Origin of the sequence: Halomonas sp. (assembly GCF_052095695.1) — a bacterium.
GTDB lineage: Bacteria > Pseudomonadota > Gammaproteobacteria > Pseudomonadales > Halomonadaceae > Vreelandella.
Window position 1 is genome coordinate 1 of the sequence record NZ_JBQDLQ010000024.1, and the last position, 18,369, is coordinate 18,369.

Annotated in this window: 11 protein-coding genes, 1 pseudogene and 1 riboswitch; of the genes and pseudogenes, 5 read left to right on the forward strand and 7 right to left on the reverse strand. The window is 53.0% G+C overall.

Annotated elements, in window-relative coordinates; all coding sequences use genetic code 11:
* Nucleotides 1-147: 147 nt before the first annotated feature.
* The 5 genes from ACTH5D_RS06790 to ACTH5D_RS06810 form a co-directional block, all read right to left on the reverse strand.
* The gene (locus ACTH5D_RS06790) at nucleotides 148-1,200 is read right to left on the reverse strand and encodes a hypothetical protein (RefSeq protein WP_441669537.1); all 1,053 of its coding nucleotides are present in this window, start codon (nucleotides 1,198-1,200) and stop codon (nucleotides 148-150) included.
* Nucleotides 1,197-1,688 carry a hypothetical protein gene (locus ACTH5D_RS06795; protein WP_441669539.1) on the reverse strand — a complete coding sequence of 164 codons (492 nt, stop codon included), beginning with the start codon at nucleotides 1,686-1,688 and terminating at the stop codon, nucleotides 1,197-1,199. Before ACTH5D_RS06795 ends, ACTH5D_RS06790 begins: the two co-directional genes overlap by 4 nt.
* A gap of 95 nt (nucleotides 1,689-1,783) precedes the next feature.
* Complete coding sequence (locus ACTH5D_RS06800; protein ID WP_441669541.1) at nucleotides 1,784-2,860, reverse strand: hypothetical protein; 1,077 nt, start codon at nucleotides 2,858-2,860, stop codon at nucleotides 1,784-1,786.
* A complete protein-coding gene (locus tag ACTH5D_RS06805) occupies nucleotides 2,857-6,228 on the reverse strand; it encodes a toxin VasX (RefSeq protein WP_441669543.1) in 3,372 nt (1,123 codons plus the stop codon). The genes ACTH5D_RS06800 and ACTH5D_RS06805 overlap by 4 nt, the downstream gene beginning before the upstream one ends.
* On the reverse strand, nucleotides 6,225-8,339 hold the full coding sequence (locus ACTH5D_RS06810; RefSeq protein WP_441669545.1) for a type VI secretion system Vgr family protein: 2,115 nt from the start codon (nucleotides 8,337-8,339) through the stop codon (nucleotides 6,225-6,227). The genes ACTH5D_RS06805 and ACTH5D_RS06810 overlap by 4 nt, the downstream gene beginning before the upstream one ends.
* Nucleotides 8,340-8,580: 241 nt before the next feature.
* Here ACTH5D_RS06810 and ACTH5D_RS06815 point away from each other — a divergent pair, with 241 nt between their 5' ends.
* Entirely contained in the window at nucleotides 8,581-9,297 is a 717-nt protein-coding gene (locus ACTH5D_RS06815; protein WP_441669547.1) for a trimeric intracellular cation channel family protein, read from the forward strand.
* A gap of 12 nt (nucleotides 9,298-9,309) precedes the next feature.
* Here the strand turns inward: ACTH5D_RS06815 and ACTH5D_RS06820 are convergent, their stop codons facing one another.
* Nucleotides 9,310-12,249, reverse strand: coding sequence for a hypothetical protein (locus tag ACTH5D_RS06820; protein ID WP_441669549.1), 2,940 nt, complete (start codon nucleotides 12,247-12,249; stop codon nucleotides 9,310-9,312).
* A 109-nt stretch (nucleotides 12,250-12,358) separates the two neighbouring features.
* On the opposite strand from ACTH5D_RS06820, the gene ACTH5D_RS06825 reads away from it, so the two are divergent.
* Entirely contained in the window at nucleotides 12,359-13,066 is a 708-nt protein-coding gene (locus tag ACTH5D_RS06825) for a DUF3581 family protein (protein ID WP_441669551.1), read from the forward strand.
* Nucleotides 13,067-13,095: 29 nt separating this feature from the next.
* Here ACTH5D_RS06825 and ACTH5D_RS06830 read toward each other — a convergent pair whose 3' ends face one another.
* Complete coding sequence (locus ACTH5D_RS06830; RefSeq protein WP_441669553.1) at nucleotides 13,096-14,820, reverse strand: potassium/proton antiporter; 1,725 nt, start codon at nucleotides 14,818-14,820, stop codon at nucleotides 13,096-13,098.
* 842 nt (nucleotides 14,821-15,662) lie between these two features.
* Here ACTH5D_RS06830 and ACTH5D_RS06835 point away from each other — a divergent pair.
* The 3 genes and pseudogenes from ACTH5D_RS06835 to ACTH5D_RS06845 form a co-directional block, all read left to right on the forward strand.
* Nucleotides 15,663-17,162, forward strand: coding sequence for a CoA-acylating methylmalonate-semialdehyde dehydrogenase (locus tag ACTH5D_RS06835; protein WP_441669555.1), 1,500 nt, complete (start codon nucleotides 15,663-15,665; stop codon nucleotides 17,160-17,162).
* 88 nt (nucleotides 17,163-17,250) lie between these two features.
* Complete coding sequence (locus tag ACTH5D_RS06840; RefSeq protein ID WP_441669557.1) at nucleotides 17,251-17,853, forward strand: peroxidase-related enzyme; 603 nt, start codon at nucleotides 17,251-17,253, stop codon at nucleotides 17,851-17,853.
* A gap of 89 nt (nucleotides 17,854-17,942) precedes the next feature.
* A riboswitch (TPP riboswitch) is annotated at nucleotides 17,943-18,051 on the forward strand.
* A pseudogene (locus ACTH5D_RS06845) lies at nucleotides 18,041-18,369 on the forward strand (sodium:solute symporter); the annotation flags it as partial. (Overlaps the previous riboswitch by 11 nt.)

Consider the following 18,369-nt stretch of genomic DNA (forward strand, 5'->3'; position numbering starts at 1 on the left):
GTTTATAAGAACAGGGTATCAGAGGGTGCGACACTCATCCTGACACTGGGGGTCCGCCATCCATCATGCATTCTCCTTCTTGTCGCTATTCAGGAATAACTCTGTTCTGGTAAGCAGTAGCAACGTAATGTGAGTAGTTCGCCTCTTTCATGCCACTGCCGCTTGCTGCCGTTCCTTGTAGGCGGCCATCTCAACCTTGCCCAATTGCGGGGTCAACTGGCAGCGCTGCCGGGACCATGGGTACTCGATTTGTGCCTTAAGATGAGCGGCGCCATCGCCTTGCTTCCACGCCTCTAAATCCAGGTCTCGCCAGTAGCGCGGATTGCGCCCGGCCTTTTGGTCGTGCTCGGCGGTGGTGGGATCGAGATGGCGGAAAGGCTCTAAGCGGGGCACATCGGGCATCGGCTGGCTGACATCCATATAGCGCTGCAGCATATCCCATAAAGCATGCACTTCGTGCTTATGATCAACGATGGTGCTGAGAGAAGTCTGACTGAACTGCTTACCGGTATAGCGATGAACGAACATTAGCCGGTAAAATATACCGCCCCGTTGTATCACTCGCTCTACATAGCCATCGAATTCTACAAAAGGAGCAACGAGTGGCGGCTTTTTCTTGCTTTGGGCAAAACTAACCATACCGGTTTGTCGGTTTAATTCGCTGCTTCGGCTTTCTATGTAGCTATCGGTTTTTTCGGCAATCGATTTATGGATAGGAGTTGAAATCCATGCCACTCCGCTCACTATTATTCGTGTAAGGTGAGGCCCAACTATAAAAATTCCCACATAACCCACAATAGCGACAACAAGGGTATAAATACCGTTTAGAAAAGCCCCCCCTTCAAACCCAGGAAGCTTTATAAGAATATAAAGCCAAAATCCACCTAAAGCCAAAACCACAAGATATGGAATCACTGCAAAATTGGCTAGCATTCTGGAACTACTACCAAGGAATTGAATTCGCTGGTGATCCCACCACCAATCATCTATTTCGTAGAATTTATTATTTTCACTATCCTGTCGCTGAACAAGTTCCGTATCTTCGCAAAGTCTCTGATAGGGATCGACGCCTGCATAGTCGCCGAAGGGTAGCAGTTCTTCACCGATTCTCTCGCGCTTCTTCGGCGGTGCTGGCATGGCAGAAATTGCATCAGCGCGATAAGCACTAAAGTTATAATGGGAGGAAGTAGCCACACTCATACCTGAAATTCCTTGATATACCAATAGCGTGGATCCTGGGACCGCCCCGTTAAGGAGTTGATCAAATTAGTGATGGGGTTGTTTACCGTACGGTATGACCGGGCTGGCAGTGCATCATGCTGGCCTTCGACGTAGGGTTCGTACTCTTTAAGCATTGGGGTGGGCAACACCATTTCACCTAATTCCCATTCGACTCTTGCCTGTAGGGCGATGCGCAGGCGTGATGTAGAGGTTAAGGAGGTAGCTCCCATATCAAAGCTTTCTTCGGTGACTTTACGCTTGACCAGAAAGCGTACCGCACTTCGTTGTGGCAATAGCTGCCGCTTGCCAATTTCGAAGGGCTCTGGCGCCCCAGTGATATACGAAAGCTGCGTATAGTCCCCAAGCGGAGTGATCGTACTGCTATCGGCTTGTTCCAGCTCTTGCACTGCCAAGTTCAGTGTCTCGCCAATTTTGTAACGGCTAATTAGCGGTGTACTTATAGTCACCACATAGTCGCGATTGCTGGGGTTGTTCGTTTTAAACGGCTGTAATCACCCCCTGGTTTTTGCGCACCTACGCCGCGAATGTTGGCTGGCCTCTTTCATGCCGATACTGCTTGCTGCTGTTCCTTGTAGGCGGCCATCTCAACCTTGCCCAATTGCGGGGTCAACTGGCAGCGCTGCCGGGACCATGGGTACTCGATTTGTGCCTTAAGATGAGCGGCGCCATCGCCTTGCTTCCACGCCTCTAAATCCAGGTCTCGCCAGTAGCGCGGATTGCGCCCGGCCTTTTGGTCGTGCTCGGCGGTGGTGGGATCGAGATGGCGGAAAGGCTCTAAGCGGGGCACATCGGGCATCGGCTGGCTGACATCCATATAGCGCTGCAGCATATCCCATAAAGCATGCACTTCGTGCTTATGATCAACGATGGTGCTGAGAGAAGTCTGACTGAACTGCTTACCGGTATAGCGATGCACAAACATCAGCCGATAGAAAATACCGCCCCGCTGTACCACCCGCTCTACATAGCCATCGAATTCTACAAAAGGCTCAACGAGTGGCGGCTTTTTCTTGCCTAGAGCAAAGCTCACCATTCCCGTTTGGCGGTTGAGTTCACTTTGGCGGTTTTCCATATAGCGGTTGCCCCGCTGAGCCAACCAGCCTCGCCAAGGTATAGCCAGATAAGTGCCGCAACGAATAATGCCGTTTATTGCGGACTGGCAGGTGTAAGCACCTATAACCGCTGCGCCTAGCAGCCCCCCCCCTGCTATAACAAGAGCAATAAATATAGCAAGGACCGCGTTATAGTTATGGTCTTGCATATAAACAACAGTTAAATATGAAAGGTAAAAAGGAAAAGACAACAAAAAACAGAAATATAAAAAAGGAAAAGCCATTAATAAGACAGAAAGCCCTAGTTGGCTTTTAATGAAACGAATGCTTTGATTATTCCACCACCAGTCATCTGATTCATAAAATTGCTTATTTTTCTGTTCCATGTGCTGAGCAAGCTCGGCATCCGCACAGACCTGCTGATAGGGATCAATATAAGCATAATCGCCAAAAGGCAATAGCTCTTCGCCGACACGACCTCTTTGCTTAAGCGTTTTTGGCAATGGTGGGATTGCTTCGCTTTTATAGGCACCTGAAGTATAAGCTGAAGGGGCAGCCTTATTCATACTTGAAATTCCTGAGTATACCAATACTGGGGGCCCTGTTGCTTACTGAAGTAACGTATGAGGGCGTCAAAAGGGTTATCGACGGTAAGGTTATCACGCTCAGGAAACGCGCCATGATCTTCTTCACTATACGCTTCATATTGATCAAGCATTGGTGTGGGCAGCACCATTTCGCCTAACTCCCATTCAACGCGTGCCTGCATGGCTACCCGCAACCTGGATGTTGACGTGATGCTATTCCCCATAACAGTTGTGCTTTGCTCAGTCACTTTACGTTTGACCAAAAAGCGTACGGCACTTTGTTCTGGCAAAAGCTGACGCTTCCCGATCTGAAAGGGCTGCGGCTCACCTGTAATGTAGGAGAGCTGAGAATAGTCGCCCATAGGCGTAATAACCCCCGCATCGGTCTGCTCAAGTTCCTGTACTGCTAGCATCAAGGATTCACCGATTTTATAACGGCTGATTAGTGGAGTGCTGATGGTAACCACATAGTCTTGCCTACCGGGTAGCTCCCTTTTCGCCTCCCATACGCTATCCAACAGAGCCTGGCGCTCATTTGACTCCAGAGCTCCATAGCGCATGACGCTGATTTCCACAGGGCTAAGCTGCGTCAATAGCTGAGGGTAGTAGGCATGGTCATCCATTGAGTGCATATCGCTATTGGTGTGTGTGCCGAGAGGACCTCGCTTTAGTAACTTTTCAAAAGAAGTGTCCTGATTCATAGCCGCATAGCTAGAGCCACCAATGGCTAAGCCTAATCCCAGTAGTGCCCAACCCCACCCCGGAATCAGCAATAATCCTGTCATCAAAGGGGCTGCTAGAAACAGTGCGCCGCCAGCAACAGCTATACTATGGCCTATTGCAGCATCTTTTTCGCCATACTGTAAGCTATTGCGTAATTCCCAAGAGCTAACTCCAACGGCAGCAATGCCAGCAAAAAAGTTAAACAAACCTAAAGTCCTAACAAGTGTGCTTGCACCCACTTGGGAAAGCCTTGTGCCAATTACTGGCCAGCTTTTAACATCAAACCACGCTCTTTGTATTAGCTTGCTAGTTGGCGTATTAGAAGTCGGATATAACACTGCATGAAGCTTCATCGATGCAGCGCTTAAATCTACCAAGCTACTAACCATCTTAGAAAGCTCAAGGCCTGTAAACTCCTTATTTTGATATGCCTTCATAGCATTAGCAATTTCTCGTCCAAGGTTATAAATTGCAAACCCTACTAAAACTCTTGATACGGCGGAGCCATCAACGACGACCTTGGCCTGACCTGCCAGCTTGGCTAATCGCAACTGGCTTAAGTGAATCGCCTCAGAGTGTCCTGCTGGCAATACAAATACAAAGGCTTCACCTGCTACCCGACGAATAGCATCGTCCACTTCTGCAGTCATTCTTGACGGGCTAGTGGAAGTACGTACATTACCTCTCGGATCTACCTGTTCGGCATACAAGTAGTCACGACGTGTTTGCATGACGCCACTGCTACGATCTTGATCAGTCAATCCCCAGTTAAGACCCTCTCCATGGACGCCGATAATAGAGTAACGGGTGAAGTCAACTTCATTGCGACGCATCACCAGTAATTGGCCATTCAGATTGCCATCAAGCATATTGGCGTGATCACCAAGAGCGGTGAATATACGTTGTAAATGAACAACCTCTATATCATCGCTCACTCGCTCTAAGACGCGTAGTACCGCTTGGCTCCATTGACCGACAATGGTGCTGATGAGGCCGCTGATCTTGCCAGTATTCGTTAGGCTTATAACGTCACTGTGCTGGATACTTTCTTGTGCGGATAGATTCTGCGCAATAACACCCAAGGACTCTATGCCTAAACCTTTGACACTCGTTTCATCGATATCTCTATTGTCTTCCGCTAGTTGCTGCAGAAAAGATGGCCTGAAGTTACCGCTCCCATCATTCTCGGCATCTGAATCATTAGCACTCCATAAAGCCTGGAATTCCTGACTGCTTATTACTTTATTAAGCAATGCTTTAACATCGTTGCCAATGCTCGCTGCACCCTGCTCACGTAAAATGCCGGGCAATTGCTGTAATACGCTTAGTAAATCCCCGCATAACGCATAAGCTTCGCATATCCCCAGGCCATGATGGCTAGTGTAATCGCGTATCACCGCTATCAGCCTTCCTCCATCGAGTAACTGCTCTAATAAACCGATGTGATGCTGTATTAACGTCACAGCATAATCGCGTGCATCCTGGTCTAGCACTTCGTGCAACTTTTCTTGGTCGATAGTATCGCGATACTCTGCTAGTGGCGTCTGCTCACCTCTCTCAGAGACGTCATATAGTGCTTGACGTACTAATTTGGCGGAGTGTGCCAGCGGCTTGTCGTTCAGTTGGCTATCCAGGCCATCCAGGTAGTGGCCAATAAGCTGAAGTTGCGAAAGCGCATGCCGTATGGCGAACAAGGGGTCAGGCAACGCGACGGCAACAATACCTGTATTGCTACGTATGCCTTCTAATAAATCGCTGCCTGTACCGCACTCCAGCGCAAGAGTAGCAGCGCGGTCGGCTTCACCAGCTTGTTCCCAAAGGGCTTTAAGCTTAGCGCATAATTCATTTTCTGAGGGCGCCGTAAACTCGGTAGTGAACGTTTCAGGAGCTTCCAACATCAGTTCGATGCCGAGATCGCGTTCACGCAATGCCGGTTGGTCGGCCAAGCTCCCGGCGGGGAAGCCGGTCTGCATGGAGAGCCAGCCTTCCATATCGAGAATAACGGCATGGGCATGGTTGACGGCAGTGGTGCGCGTCTCCAGTCGGCTGGCGTTTGCTTCGAGCCAAGTAATGTAGGGCCAACTCCAGGCAATCTCGCTATAGGCGAGCCGCACCTTGTGGAGGGTTGCCTGTCCCTGCAACATGGCTGGCAGCAGGATGTCATCGAGCCATTCGCCTTCGCTATCGCGTTCGTTAGGTGTAGCGCCCTGCTCGGCCTGTTCACGATAGTGTGCGATATCAACATCGCTGAGCTTGCCATCGGGGCCCACTTCGAGCTCACGCCATAACCGGTTTTCAAAGAAGACGTACAAGTACCCAGGGCGCAGCATGGCGGTGGCAATACCGGTATAGGTCGTTACGCCACGTTGTTGCACAGGGCGGTTGCGGCCAACTTCTGCCAAGGGGCGAACGGCCAGCATCGTATTGTCCTGCATACTGCCATCGGTGCGTTCAAAGACGGTTCTAGCATGCTCCACCAGCGGTATCTCGATATCACCGCCGCCTTCACGTTTGGGGATAACCAGTGCCAGGGTACCGTCCTCATCATCCTCGTACTCGACACGGCGTCGAACTCCCAGGTCAACTTCTTCATCCTGCAGTTCCTTGAGATCACCCTGGCTCATTCGCTCTGCCCTCCATTCGTCCGGCCTCGTCCCTTGCGTAGACGCACCTGCTGACTATTTTGACCACCGCTGGTGACATCAACGAGAAACTCTTTCTTGCCTAATCCTGAGGCTTCAGAAAGTGACATTATTTCTGAAGATGTTTGCTTTGGCGCCAAGACTTTTTCATGCCCCTCCGCCACCGCATGCCCCGGGAAAAGCGGGCCTTCAACGGCCTGCCCGGTACCATTACCGGGGCTGCCGCCCGCGTTGACACTCACCTTGGGGCCAACGATGGTAATACCGCTGCTATCCAGTTTAAGAAAACTGCCGCCTGCGTTCAGGGTTAGTTCATCGCTGGCTTCGAGTACCACTTTTTGACCTGCTTTGATATGCAGTTCACGGCCGCTTTCGCTTAGCCACGCTTGACCCACTTTGATATGCAGCGAGCCGTCAACGCTGAAGTGCTGCTGACCTTCGGTGTGCTCGAAACGATTGCCATGCACTGTATGGTGGTCGTCGTTGTCGATTTCGCTGATGCGGTCATTCTTGACCTGCAAAAAGCTGTCGTTGCGGATTTCTTCAATACGGTCGTTAAGCGTCAACAGCTCCAGGTCTTTTTGGGCGTGGAGCCAGATTTGTTCTTCGCCGGCTTCGTCTTCGAAGCGCAGCTCGTTAAACCCTTCGGCTTTGTGGCTCTGGGTGCGCAGCACCGTGCGAGTTTTGTGTTCCGGCAGAGGGTAGGGCGCGGTGTTCACGGCGTGGTAGGTACGCCCGGTGACCAAGGGCTGATCAGGGTCGCCTTCCAGAAACGAGACGATGACCTCGTGGCCGATGCGCGGAATGGCGATGCTGCCGTAGCCGCCGCCTGCCCAGCCTTGGGCGACGCGTACCCAACAACTGGCGGTGTCGTTGGGTTCGGCGTATCGGTCCCACGGAAACTGTACCTTGACCCGGCCATGCTCGTCGCAGTGTATTTCTTCGCCTTCCGGGCCGACCACAAAGGCTACTTGAAAGCCATCCACGCGGGGCTTGGGATTGGGAGTGGCCCGCCAAGGAGCGTCGCCTGGCGTCAGCGTGACGTGGTTAATATAGCGAGTCATACCCCCCGATTCGCTACCGCTGATGCTGTCTTCTTCCAGCGCCTGAGGCTGTTCGCCGTGGTGAGTAACGCTTATCGCCTGCCAGTCACGGTTGAGGCTGTCGGTGTCGTGGTCGGTGAGGGTAAAGCGCACCCCGGGAGCGAGTTCGGGCAGGTCGCTTTCAGCGCTGGCGATGATGGCTTCCCGGCGTAACTGTTCAAGGCGAATGCGGGTGAATGGCTCGCCGGAGGCGTCCTGCTTATAGCGGCCGGGGTAATCAAAATGCTCGTAGTCAGACTGCTGACCGTGGGTCTCGACATCACGGCCTAGATGTTCGTGCAACTGGGCGTAAACCGGGTTCTTGAAGCTGTAGTCTTTCAGCGTGGCGGAGGCCGCGGCCACCCGGGCGGTATGGCTAAGCTTGCGCACATGGCGCAGGGGCGCGCTGCCACCGGCGCGGCTGTGATATGTGCGTTCACCCAGGCTCGTGAGTACCTGAGGGTCATCGGCAAAGATCAGCCGATGGCTACCCTCTGCAAATTCATGGAAGTAAAACAGCCCTTCTTCGGCGGCTAGACGCTCAATAAAGGCGAGATCGGTCTCACGGTACTGTACGCAGTATTCGCGCTCGGCAAGCTCGCGGGTGACCGCAAAGGCCACATCGCGAATGCCACGTTCATCGCATAAGGTATTGATGATGGTGAGCGGATCAACTTTCTGGAAAATCCGCGAGTTATGACGTAGCGAAAGCCGCCAGAGCGCAGGGCGCAGCACCAGCGAATAAAAAGTGCGCCGGTGGCCGCGGTCGCCCCGGCCAAACTCGCTGACAATACCGTGCACCCGGCGCAGCGGTTCGCCGTCCTGCCAGATGGTCAGAGTGGCTTCGCGATCCAGTAGCTCAGCAGAATCCAAACTGCCATCGCGGCTAGCCAGATTCAGCGCCAGTTCAAAGGGCTGAGAGAGCGCTTCGCGGTGGGTGAAATTGATCACCGCGACATCATTAACGCCGGGTAGCGTCACCGTGAATTGCAAACCGGTGCTGAGCGTCATGCCCCCTCCAGGGATAATTGACAAGGGTAGTCTAAACAAAAGACAAACGATCAGGATAACGACCTGACTCCTCACAGCAACCCTTGGTCGCTATCTAGCGGCAATGTCTTACAAGCCGTGTAGGCAATCTCTTACAAAATTGGCTTTTGATGATTAAAAAGTAAACAGCGTTGCCCTCATGAGCTGTGGCAGAGATGTTATTCTGCCTGCCTTAATCGCAGGCAAACAAAAGGAGAGGGGCGTGTCGGGGGTGATCTACTGGCTGGACATGGCGGGGGTTATTGTTTTTGCGCTTTCAGGCGTTATTTTGGCATGCCGGTCAAAAATGGACCCGATGGGGATGCTGGTGCTGGCGGCGGTAACCGGGATTGGCGGCGGTACCATTCGTGACTTAGTCCTCGGCGTACGTCCGGTATTTTGGGTGACGGACCCAACGTATCTATGGGTGATTTTAGCCACCGTGTGTGTGTCGCTGGTGGGATTTCACTATATCCACCGCCTTTCTCGCGGCTTTTTGCCGGTAGCGGATGCGTTTGGGCTGGCGTTATTTACGGTGATTGGCACGCATAAAGCGCTGTTACTCGGTAGCTCCGGCACTGTGGCCGTGTTGATGGGCATGATGACCGGCGTAGCGGGGGGTATGATTCGTGATGTGTTGGCCCAGCGAGTTCCGATGGTGCTGCGCGAAGAGATCTACGCCACTGCCGCAATGGCCGGTGGGATTGTTTACGTGGCGCTAGACGCCTTGAACGTACCGCTGGCAATAACCATTGGCGCCTCATTAAGCGTGACGCTAGGGCTGCGCTTGGCGGCAATTTACTGGCATTTAGCGCTGCCGGTGTTTGCCTGGGTCACCGTGCCGCCTAAAACCCATGATGAGAGCGCAGTACCGCTGTCTAGCCCGCAAAAAGCCAAGGAACGGGTTAAAATGATTCGTCGAGAGCGTAAAAAACGCTAACACTATCTATCATTATGGTTGGTTAGTTTTTTGCCAATGATCAAACCATCGACGAGGCTGTATCACGCGTAAAGTAGGTTCGCTGTCGACTAGTTCTACGCCAACGCCCAATGGGCCGATGCGGGCATAAAGTGCCCCGTTAGCGCGCTTGTCTTGCAGGGTAACGTCGGAGAGCAGTAGCAGCGGCCCACCGGTAAGCGTAAGATCTTGTAGCCGAATACGCTGGTCGTCGACCTGTAATTGGGCCGTGCCGTTGATATCGTGCACGTTTAACAATCTGCCTAGCCAGTCACTTTCACGGGCACGGGCTAAAAACAGCCGTGCCAGCAAGCCCGTATCGCGCATTCCCAAACGCAGCTGGCTCGTTAGGCGAATAGGGTCATCCCATTCAAGCTGCGCTTGTTCCATGCTGAGTTGTACCCACCAGCCGGCGTCCGGCGCACCTTGCTCACTTAGCCGAAACGCGTTTTCTAAGCGTAGAAACGAGTCGTTGGCGGTGAAGCGCCGCGCTTGTAAATCGCCTTCGGCTAGATTTAAGTAAAATGCAACATCGCCACGTAATCGCTGATCAAGCAGCTCCATGTCAGCACCAAAGGCACGAAGCGTGATTTCCCCCTGGGCCTCTAGCCCATCAAGCCTCCATTCGCTGGCAAGATTCGCTTGCCCGCCTAGCAAGCGAATCCCGGCATCCTCGGGAAGATAGCGGTTGTAGCGAGTGAAGTCTGGCACATCGATAATCGGCATAGCGATGCGGGTGACGAAGTGCTCTGGCTGCGGCGACTTAAGCACCTCGCTAAAGCGGTTGGTTTGAGTGGTAAGCGCAAAGTGGCGGCCTTCAAGATGAGGGCGGTCATCGTTTTGGCGCATCAGCGCGAAGTTAGGGATACCCAGCGATAGCTGAGCCTGCTCAGCGCTATCCAACTGGGCGGTGAGTTCGCCGCGCCCGGTAGCCAAGTAGTCGAGAAAGGCGACCTCAAGCTGATTAGCATTAACGCGTAGCCGGGTAGGTGCTAGGAGTTGTTTGTCGCGAAAGGCGCCTTGAGCAAAAAGCTGACCGCTGCCTGTCAGTGATAGGCCATGAGCATCGGGAAGAAAGGTATTTAAGAAGCCCAGCTGTTGAACGCTACCTTCAAGAGAAAACTGCCCACTAGGCATGTTTTCGCGGCGTTGAAATCGGCCGTTGGTGAGAATCAAAATACTTTCCAGCTGCTCGTCAGGCTGCTCTAGGTTGCCCACTTGCCAGCTCAGCCGAGTGCCGCTGATATTCAACGCGGAGCCATCCAGCATCGCTTGTCGAATAGGCAGAAAAAGCTGCATATCACTTGTGAGCGTGCCGGCGCTTTCGCCGTGCTGCCAACGGGTGGTCATTCCTTCGCCGGATAGATGCACTTGCCCAGTCGCCTGCTCAGACGTTACCTGGAGCTGGCCGTGACTGGTGGCTTGGCCGCTCAGCAGTTGAAGCGGGGCGGGCTCAGGTAATACCGCCCCCAAGTACGTTTGCAGCACGCTAATATCGGGTAGCTGTGCCGCTTGCCAACTGAGGGTTGCCGTTGCTTCTTGGCGCGCCCTTTGTGTGTCTAGCGGGCTCTTTGCCGTTAATGTTATGTCAGCATCGGCAAGCAATGTTCGCTGATGGTGCGTTAGGGTCGCATTGGCGAACGTTAAGCGGGCGTCAATGTGTTCGTCAGGCGTGAGTCGTGCAGTAAGTGAGCCGCTGCCCTGTGCTTTAAAGTCCAGCGCCTCGGCAGCAAGCAGCGGTGCCTGAATGGCCAGCGACGCCTGCTGAGGGCGAGCATCAACCAGCGTAGCGCTAGCGTCTATTTCCCCATTACCGGAAAGCCGTATGCCTTTGCCGTCAAGCGTTGGCGCTAGATAGCGATCAAACATGTCCAGGCGAATCACGCGGCCCTGTAAGGCGAGCGTGACATTGGTGGGGAGATCAAGTTGGTCTAGCCGATGATTGGGTATCTGAGTGGCAAGGCGTAGCTCAGCATTTTCAGCATAGGGATGAGTATCAGCCAGCGTTACGTCAGCCAGTTGCGTCGAAAAATGTAGCTGATCATTCTCAACCGCCAAGCGAACTTGGCCTTTGCCGGTTGCCGTATGGCGCGGGGGAGGGTTGTCGGCAATAAGCCAGCGCGGTGAGCCGGGTGTGCGTAGGCGCTGTTCATCGACCGCTAAACGCAGCGTAGGGGAATCCAGCGTTAAAACACTGCCGTGCTGTAACTCACCAGCCGTTAGCTCCAGTGCGCCTGCTAACGCCCCATGCCCCTCAATAGTCAGCCAGGGCAGGGCGTTGAGGTAAGGCATGAAAACATCCCAGGCATCTGCCTGTGCCTTAATCTGAAGCTGGGCAGAAAGCGCTGCCAATAAATCGGGATTCAGTTCACCCGTTGCAGCAGCCACGGGTGTCACGCTGGTTAATGTTGCATCCGCGTTGAGATTGATATCGCGTACTAACGTGGCTTGATCACTTAAGCGCACTATACGACCGTCAGTAATCGCTAGTGAAAAGTCGGGGATCGCTAAGGTCTCGCGCGTTAACGTGGTCTCAGCCACGTGCAACTGGCCCTGCGCCTCAAGAGCAATATCACCCACGGTGAGGCGGCGAATGCCTTCGGCATCCAGTGCTTTGATATGCAGCTCACCGCGTAATAAGGCGAATAGAGATAACGAAAGAGTCGCCCGCTCGGCCTCAATGCTGATGGGCAGCGCCGCATCCTCACGTGCTAAATACAGCCCCTCTACTTCCCAGCGGCCGGGGTGGCGGCTGGCGCCCTGCTCCCAACGTATCTCAATGCCGTCAAATTGAGAAATGCGCTCGGGTAGCCACTGGCTGTTGAGCAGCCAATAGCTGCCCGCCAGCCAGATAGCGATGATAAACAGTAAGCCAATCAACGCCCTTAATAGCAGGCGGGGCAGGCGATTTTTACGCGTGCTAGCATTTGACATAGTGGCTTCCCTAGCAGATAACTCCTGTTGAGCCGTGTTTTATGGCATTATGCGCGACGTTGGGCACTGACGGGTTTTCGATTTCAACGCTAGGCAGGCAGCTAACGCCATGTTTAAGGATTTTTACGCGCAGCGCGGAGAGTATGTAGTGATCTCTGCAGAGCAGGCCAGTCGTTTCGCTAAAGGCGTGGCTGGCGACTACAACCCTATCCATAATCCGGGAGCACGCCGTTTTTGCGTTCCTGGCGACCTGCTATTTGTACTGGTACTGACAAAGTTCGGTTTGTCGCGGCAGATGGAGTTTCGTTTCACCAACATGGTGGCGGCGGAGACGCCGCTTAAATTTTGCGAAGCGGATAATGGCTCCGTTCATGTTTGCGATGAGAGCGGGAAATGCTACTTACAGGTGCTGCGCAGTGGTGAAACCACCCACGACGTAGCCGCAGTGGAAGCCTTTGCGCGCTGCTATGTAGCGTTTTCGGGCAAAAACTTCCCGCACTATTTAAAACCGCTGATGGAGCAGCATGGGGTAATGTTCAACCCTAAACGCCCACTGGTAATCTACGACAGCATGGGCTTTTCACTCAAGCGCTTAGATGGTTTTTCACCGGGTTTAACGTTAAATCAATCGTCGCTGAGTGTTCAGGGAAAACGCGCGGATGCGCTGCTGGAGTTTTCCATTGAATCCGTCGGCGAGGCGGTCGGGGTCGGCTCTAAAAAGCTCGTGGTTAGCGGGCTTTGCAGTTACGACGCAGACGAAATGGCCGCGATTGTAGAAGAGTTTTATCGCCTAAAGGCCGCTTACGAAACGGCCTAGGCGTCAATGTGGTTGATGGCTGCTCTTACTTACTGATTAGGCTTTTCCTGTACCGTTAAGCCTACCGTGGTAATGCGGCCACCGAGCGTTTCTAGCACTGCCAACGTCAGCCCTTTAATCTGTATCGAGTCGCCAGCATTCGGCTGGCCGGCTAAAGTATTGCGTAGCAGCGAATCCAGTGTCATATGCTGGTCCTCTTCTTGGATCAACAGGCCATAGGAGTGGTGTAAATCGTCTATCTTAGTGCTCCCCTTAAGCTTCAGCTCCTGATCAGGTAATTCGCTACTGATGTCATCCACGGCATCAGAGAGCACGCAGTCAATAAAGGGACGCGTTTCAGGACGAAGCACGACAAACAAATGATCGCCGGCCATTAATGTCGTTGAGCCTCGCGGGGGAATGACATCTTTACCACGGGTAATCATGGCGACCACGGTGGTATCCGGTAAGGCCATTTGTGAAAGCCGCCGTCCTGCCGCTCGCGGGTGTTCGCTCAACGTGTACTCAACGATATCAGCATCGACTTCTTCAATTGCCGTGATTTCAATACTGGCTGCTGACAAGGCGGGCGGTTTTTCAGTGAGCCTAAGCCGGCGCGCCACTAGCGGAAGCGTGGTGCCTTGGATAGTGGCTGAAATAAGCACCACGAAAAACACCACGTTGAAGATTAACTCCGCTCCTTCAAGCCCAAACATCAGCGGAAAAATAGCCAGGATAATCGGTACCGAGCCCCGCAATCCGACCCAGGCGACTAGGGTTGTTTCGCGGGCGTTGAAGCCAAATAGACGCATAATCGGTATAACGGCAATCGGGCGGGCAACCAGAATCAGCACGGCGGCGATGATGAGACCTTCAAGCCAGACATCGAGTAGCGAAAGGGGATTAATCAGTAGTCCGAGCACCACAAACATCATGATTTGGCTTAGCCAGGCCAGCCCGTCGTGAAATAAGAAGGTGCTGCGTTGGAAGACAATTCTATGATTACCAATCACCACGCCGGTTAAAAAAATCGCTAGGAAACCGCTGCCACCCACATTGGCCGAGATGCCAAATGAGAGAAAGCCGCAGGCCGCAACCATCACCGGATAAAGCCCCGATGAGACAAGATGTATACGATTAATGATTTTTACTGATGCCCAGCCGACCCCAAGCCCCACAAGTGCGCCAACCCCCATTTGCAGGGCGAACAGTTCCAGCAAGCCCACGCCTGGCTGCATACCGTTAACCAGTATTTCTAGCAGGCCTACGGTCAGAAAAATCGCCATCGGGTCGTTCGAGGCGCTTTCTATTTCTAAGGTGTATTTTAGTTTTTTGTTGATATGTATGCCGGCATTACGCAATAGCGAAAAGACCGCCGCTGCGTCTGTTGACCCGACAATCGCACCTAACAGTAGGCCTTCTAACAATGGCAAATCAAGAATATAAGCTGCCGCTAATCCTGTAATAACGGCGGTGATCAATACCCCGAACGTCGCTAATAGCGAAGCGGGTTTCCATACCTTCTTAATCGAGGATGTCGGCGTTTGTAGGCCGCCATCAAATAGAATCATCGCGAGTGCTAGCGTGCCGAGCGCATGCGCACCGGCGGGATTGTCGAAGGCGATGCCGCCAACACCGCTCTCACCCGCTAACATCCCTATGACTAAAAACAGTACTAAAACAGGTAAGCCAAGACGCGCAGATAGCTTGCTTGACACGATGCCAACTAATATCAGTATCGCGGCAAGTAAAATGAGATGATCAACTTGAAACATAAATGTAGAGCCCTTTTAACTTCGCCCATAACACGAATAGACAGAGAACTTTCTGCCAGGTCGTTACTAGTGCAACAACGGTTGACTAACTGACTTACGTGCTAGGCGGGGCTCTGCTGGGAGGAAGAGCGGTGCCAAAATAATAACGATCGTTAAACACTACACCGTTAACGCCACTTTGCTGAGGCAGAGCCGGCATTAGCGTGAGAAAAACGTTGCTTAAGAATCCATCGCCTGAATGTAATTTAAATATTTTTAGAGGATCGTCACCCGTTTGCCGCTGGAGTGAGTCATTTCGAATCCGTAGCTTATCCGGGATATGCGCAACGCTCGCTTTATCCGAATGACTGTGCAGGCTTTCGTGAATCTGCGCCACGCCTGCTAAATGAGGTGAGTAGAGGTGTTTAGCGGCACCCAGCAGTAAGATCGAAAAACAGCAAAGAGTGAGTAGACGGGAAACCCATCGCGACGAATGCTCCTTGTGTTCGCAACGCCCATGCCGCATGGCATCTTCCTTCTTGAATAAGCCGTTTGTGAGGCGCCTTTTATACCTTAGATGAGGGATATTTGCATCAGCCTGCGACGGGCAATACATCAATATTTACCTCCCAGTGATGCTCACCACTGCCATTCATCACGCTTTTGAGCGGCGCTACAGCGGCGCTACAGCGGCGCTACAGCGGCGTAATCCTGCCCCCCGGCAAGCGCGGTGCCGTTAATACTTGATTGACGTTAACGTCAACTTGCTGCTATACCCTGAGCATTCATTTATTATCACTAACGTGTGTCAGCTACCGCTTTCCAACAATAAATACGTATTTTCAAGTAATAGGAGCAGCACTATGTCCGTTCGCCAAATCCCTATGGTTATCGATGGTCAGCCCGTGCAGTCACAAAGCCAAGAGTGGCACGAGGTGGTTAACCCTGCGACGCAAGAAGTGGTCGCTCGGGTGCCGTTCTGCACGGCGGAGGAAGTGGAGCGCGCTGTTAGCAGCGCCAAAGAGGCGTTTAAGACGTGGCGTAAAGTGCCGCTGGGCAAGCGTATGCGTATTATGCTCAAACTCCAGGCTTTGATTCGCGATAACACGTCGGAACTCGCGGCATTGATTACCGAAGAGCATGGCAAAACTCTTCCGGATGCAGAAGGTGAAGTAGGTCGCGGGCTAGAAGTCGTAGAACACGCTTGTTCGATTACCTCGTTACAGCTTGGCGAGCTGGCAGAAAATGCGGCGAATGAAGTGGATGTTTATACCATGCACCAGCCACTCGGCGTTGGCGCTGGTATTACCGCGTTTAACTTTCCGATCATGTTGCCGTGTTTCATGTTTCCGCTGGCCATTGCGACGGGCAATACCTTTATTCTAAAACCGTCGGAGCAAGACCCCAGTTCTACCATGCGCTTGGTGGAACTGGCCCATGAGGCTGGCATCCCGCCTGGGGTACTCAACGTGGTACACGGTGGGCCGGATGTGGCCAATCAAATTGCTGATCATCAGGATATCAAAGCGCTTTCGTTTATTGGCTCAACCCACGTCGGGTCGCTGCTCTATAATCGCGCGGCAGCAGCAGGCAAGCGGATGCAGGCGATGATGGGCGCTAAGAATCACTGCGTGGTTATGCCTGATGCTAACCGCAGTCAGGCCATTAACAACTTACTGGGCTCGGCATTTGGCGCAGCGGGCCAGCGCTGTATGGCTAACTCGGTGGTCGTGCTCGTGGGCGATGCTCGGAAATGGTTAACCGATATTGTTGATGCCGCACGTAATATGAAAGTAGGGCCGGGTACCCAGCTAGATGCAGACTTAGGCCCGCTAGTCTCACCCGCTGCGCGTGATCGTGTGTTGCGCTTAATCGATGCGGGTGAAAAAGAAGGCGCCAAGCTGATGGTCGATGGCCGTAACATTCAGGTAGAGGGTTACCCTAACGGTAACTTTGTTGGGCCGACGCTATTTGCCGATGTGACCGCCGACATGACTATTTATCGCGAAGAAATTTTTGGGCCTGTGCTGTGCGTGGTCAGTGTTGAAACGCTGGATGATGCCATCGCCTTTATCAATGCTAATCCCAATGGTAACGGCACCTCGATTTTTACCAATTCAGGCTGGGTGGCACGCCGCTTTGAAACCGACATTGATGTGGGTCAAATTGGTATTAACGTGCCGATTCCGGTGCCGGTGGCATATTTCAGCTTTACCGGGTCTCGGGCATCGAAGCTCGGTGATTTAGGGCCAAACGGTAAGCAGGCAATCGCCTTCTGGACGCAAACAAAAACCGTCACGGCTCGCTGGTTCGAGCCGGAGAACGTTTCCAGTGGCATTAATAGCACGATTTCGCTGGGCTAAAAGAAACGCCGATCTTAGCTATATTAGGCCCCGCTCAAGCGGGGCCTAATGGTAGTAGGGCAAAGCAATTAACAAAAAAGAGGTGATTATGTTGCCGTCATTAAGTCGCTTTAACGTTCCAGAAACGCTCGATGCGTTGCCCGACGATATTCGTACTACGATTCTGGCCGTGCAGGAAAAGGCAGGCTTTGTACCCAATGTTTTCCTAATGCTGGCCCATCGTCCCGCTGAGTTCAGGGCGTTTTTTGCCTATCACGACGCGTTAATGGAACGGGAGTCAGAGTCGCTCACTAAGGCAGAGAAAGAAATGATTGTGGTTGCTACCAGCGCGCGGAACCGCTGCTTGTATTGCGTGGTGGCGCACGGTGCGCTGGTGCGCATTTATAGCAAAGACCCGCTGCTGGCCGATCAGGTTGCGATTAACCATCGCGTGGCGCCCATTAGCGAGCGCCACCGTGTGATGCTTGATTTTGCTATGCACTGTGCGATAGATGTGGGTGAAATGACCGATGAGTGGTCGGCACGGCTGCTGTCCGTTGGCTTCAGCCAAGAGGATTGCTGGGATATCGGTGCTATTGCAGCCTTTTTCGGCCTGTCTAATCGACTGGTAACGCTGGCGGGTACGCCGCCCAATGAGGAGTTTTACCTAATGGGGCGCGTTCCGCGCGAGACAGCGACGCACACTGGTTAAGGGTTACTTTATCTTTGCCTCACTTCACTTCACTTCACTTCACTTTCCTTTACTGAGGAGCGGTTTTCATTGAGGATAGCGCCTCCATTCACTGTCGCCAGGGGAGCCCTTTATCAGCGGGGCTGAGAATGCGCGTTGCGCAGACCCTGGAACCTGATCCGGTTCATACCGGCGGAGGAAGTGCGACATGCTTTACCTTACGTCAGCTGTACTTGGCGCGGCGCTGTGCTGCTTTGCTTTTCTAGGTCTGCGGGCACGCAGGATTGATGGCCCGCTTGATGATTATATTACCGCTCGCAATTCGCAAACGGCCTCGACCCTGGGACTTTCCTTTCTTGCGTCCGGTATGGGGGCGTGGATTCTATTTGCGCCGCCTGAAATTGGTGCCTTTGCGGGGCCGTTTGCCCTAGCAGGCTATGCGCTTGGCTCGGCCTTACCCTTTGTTGTGTTAGGTCTCTACGGGCCTAAGATTCGCCGCGCGCTTCCTGAGGGGCGTAGCATCGCCGAATTTGCACA

Coding starts and splice junctions, on each gene's coding strand:
- ACTH5D_RS06790 (WP_441669537.1), bottom strand. CDS start 1,200: ATGAGTGTGGCTACTTCCTCCCATTATAACTTTAGTGCTTATCGCGCT.
- ACTH5D_RS06800 (WP_441669541.1), bottom strand. CDS start 2,860: ATGAATAAGGCTGCCCCTTCAGCTTATACTTCAGGTGCCTATAAAAGC.
- ACTH5D_RS06805 (WP_441669543.1), bottom strand. CDS start 6,228: ATGAGCCAGGGTGATCTCAAGGAACTGCAGGATGAAGAAGTTGACCTG.
- ACTH5D_RS06810 (WP_441669545.1), bottom strand. CDS start 8,339: ATGACGCTCAGCACCGGTTTGCAATTCACGGTGACGCTACCCGGCGTT.
- ACTH5D_RS06820 (WP_441669549.1), bottom strand. CDS start 12,249: ATGTCAAATGCTAGCACGCGTAAAAATCGCCTGCCCCGCCTGCTATTA.
- ACTH5D_RS06825 (WP_441669551.1), top strand. CDS start 12,359: ATGTTTAAGGATTTTTACGCGCAGCGCGGAGAGTATGTAGTGATCTCT.
- ACTH5D_RS06830 (WP_441669553.1), bottom strand. CDS start 14,820: ATGTTTCAAGTTGATCATCTCATTTTACTTGCCGCGATACTGATATTA.
- ACTH5D_RS06835 (WP_441669555.1), top strand. CDS start 15,663: ATGTCCGTTCGCCAAATCCCTATGGTTATCGATGGTCAGCCCGTGCAG.
- ACTH5D_RS06840 (WP_441669557.1), top strand. CDS start 17,251: ATGTTGCCGTCATTAAGTCGCTTTAACGTTCCAGAAACGCTCGATGCG.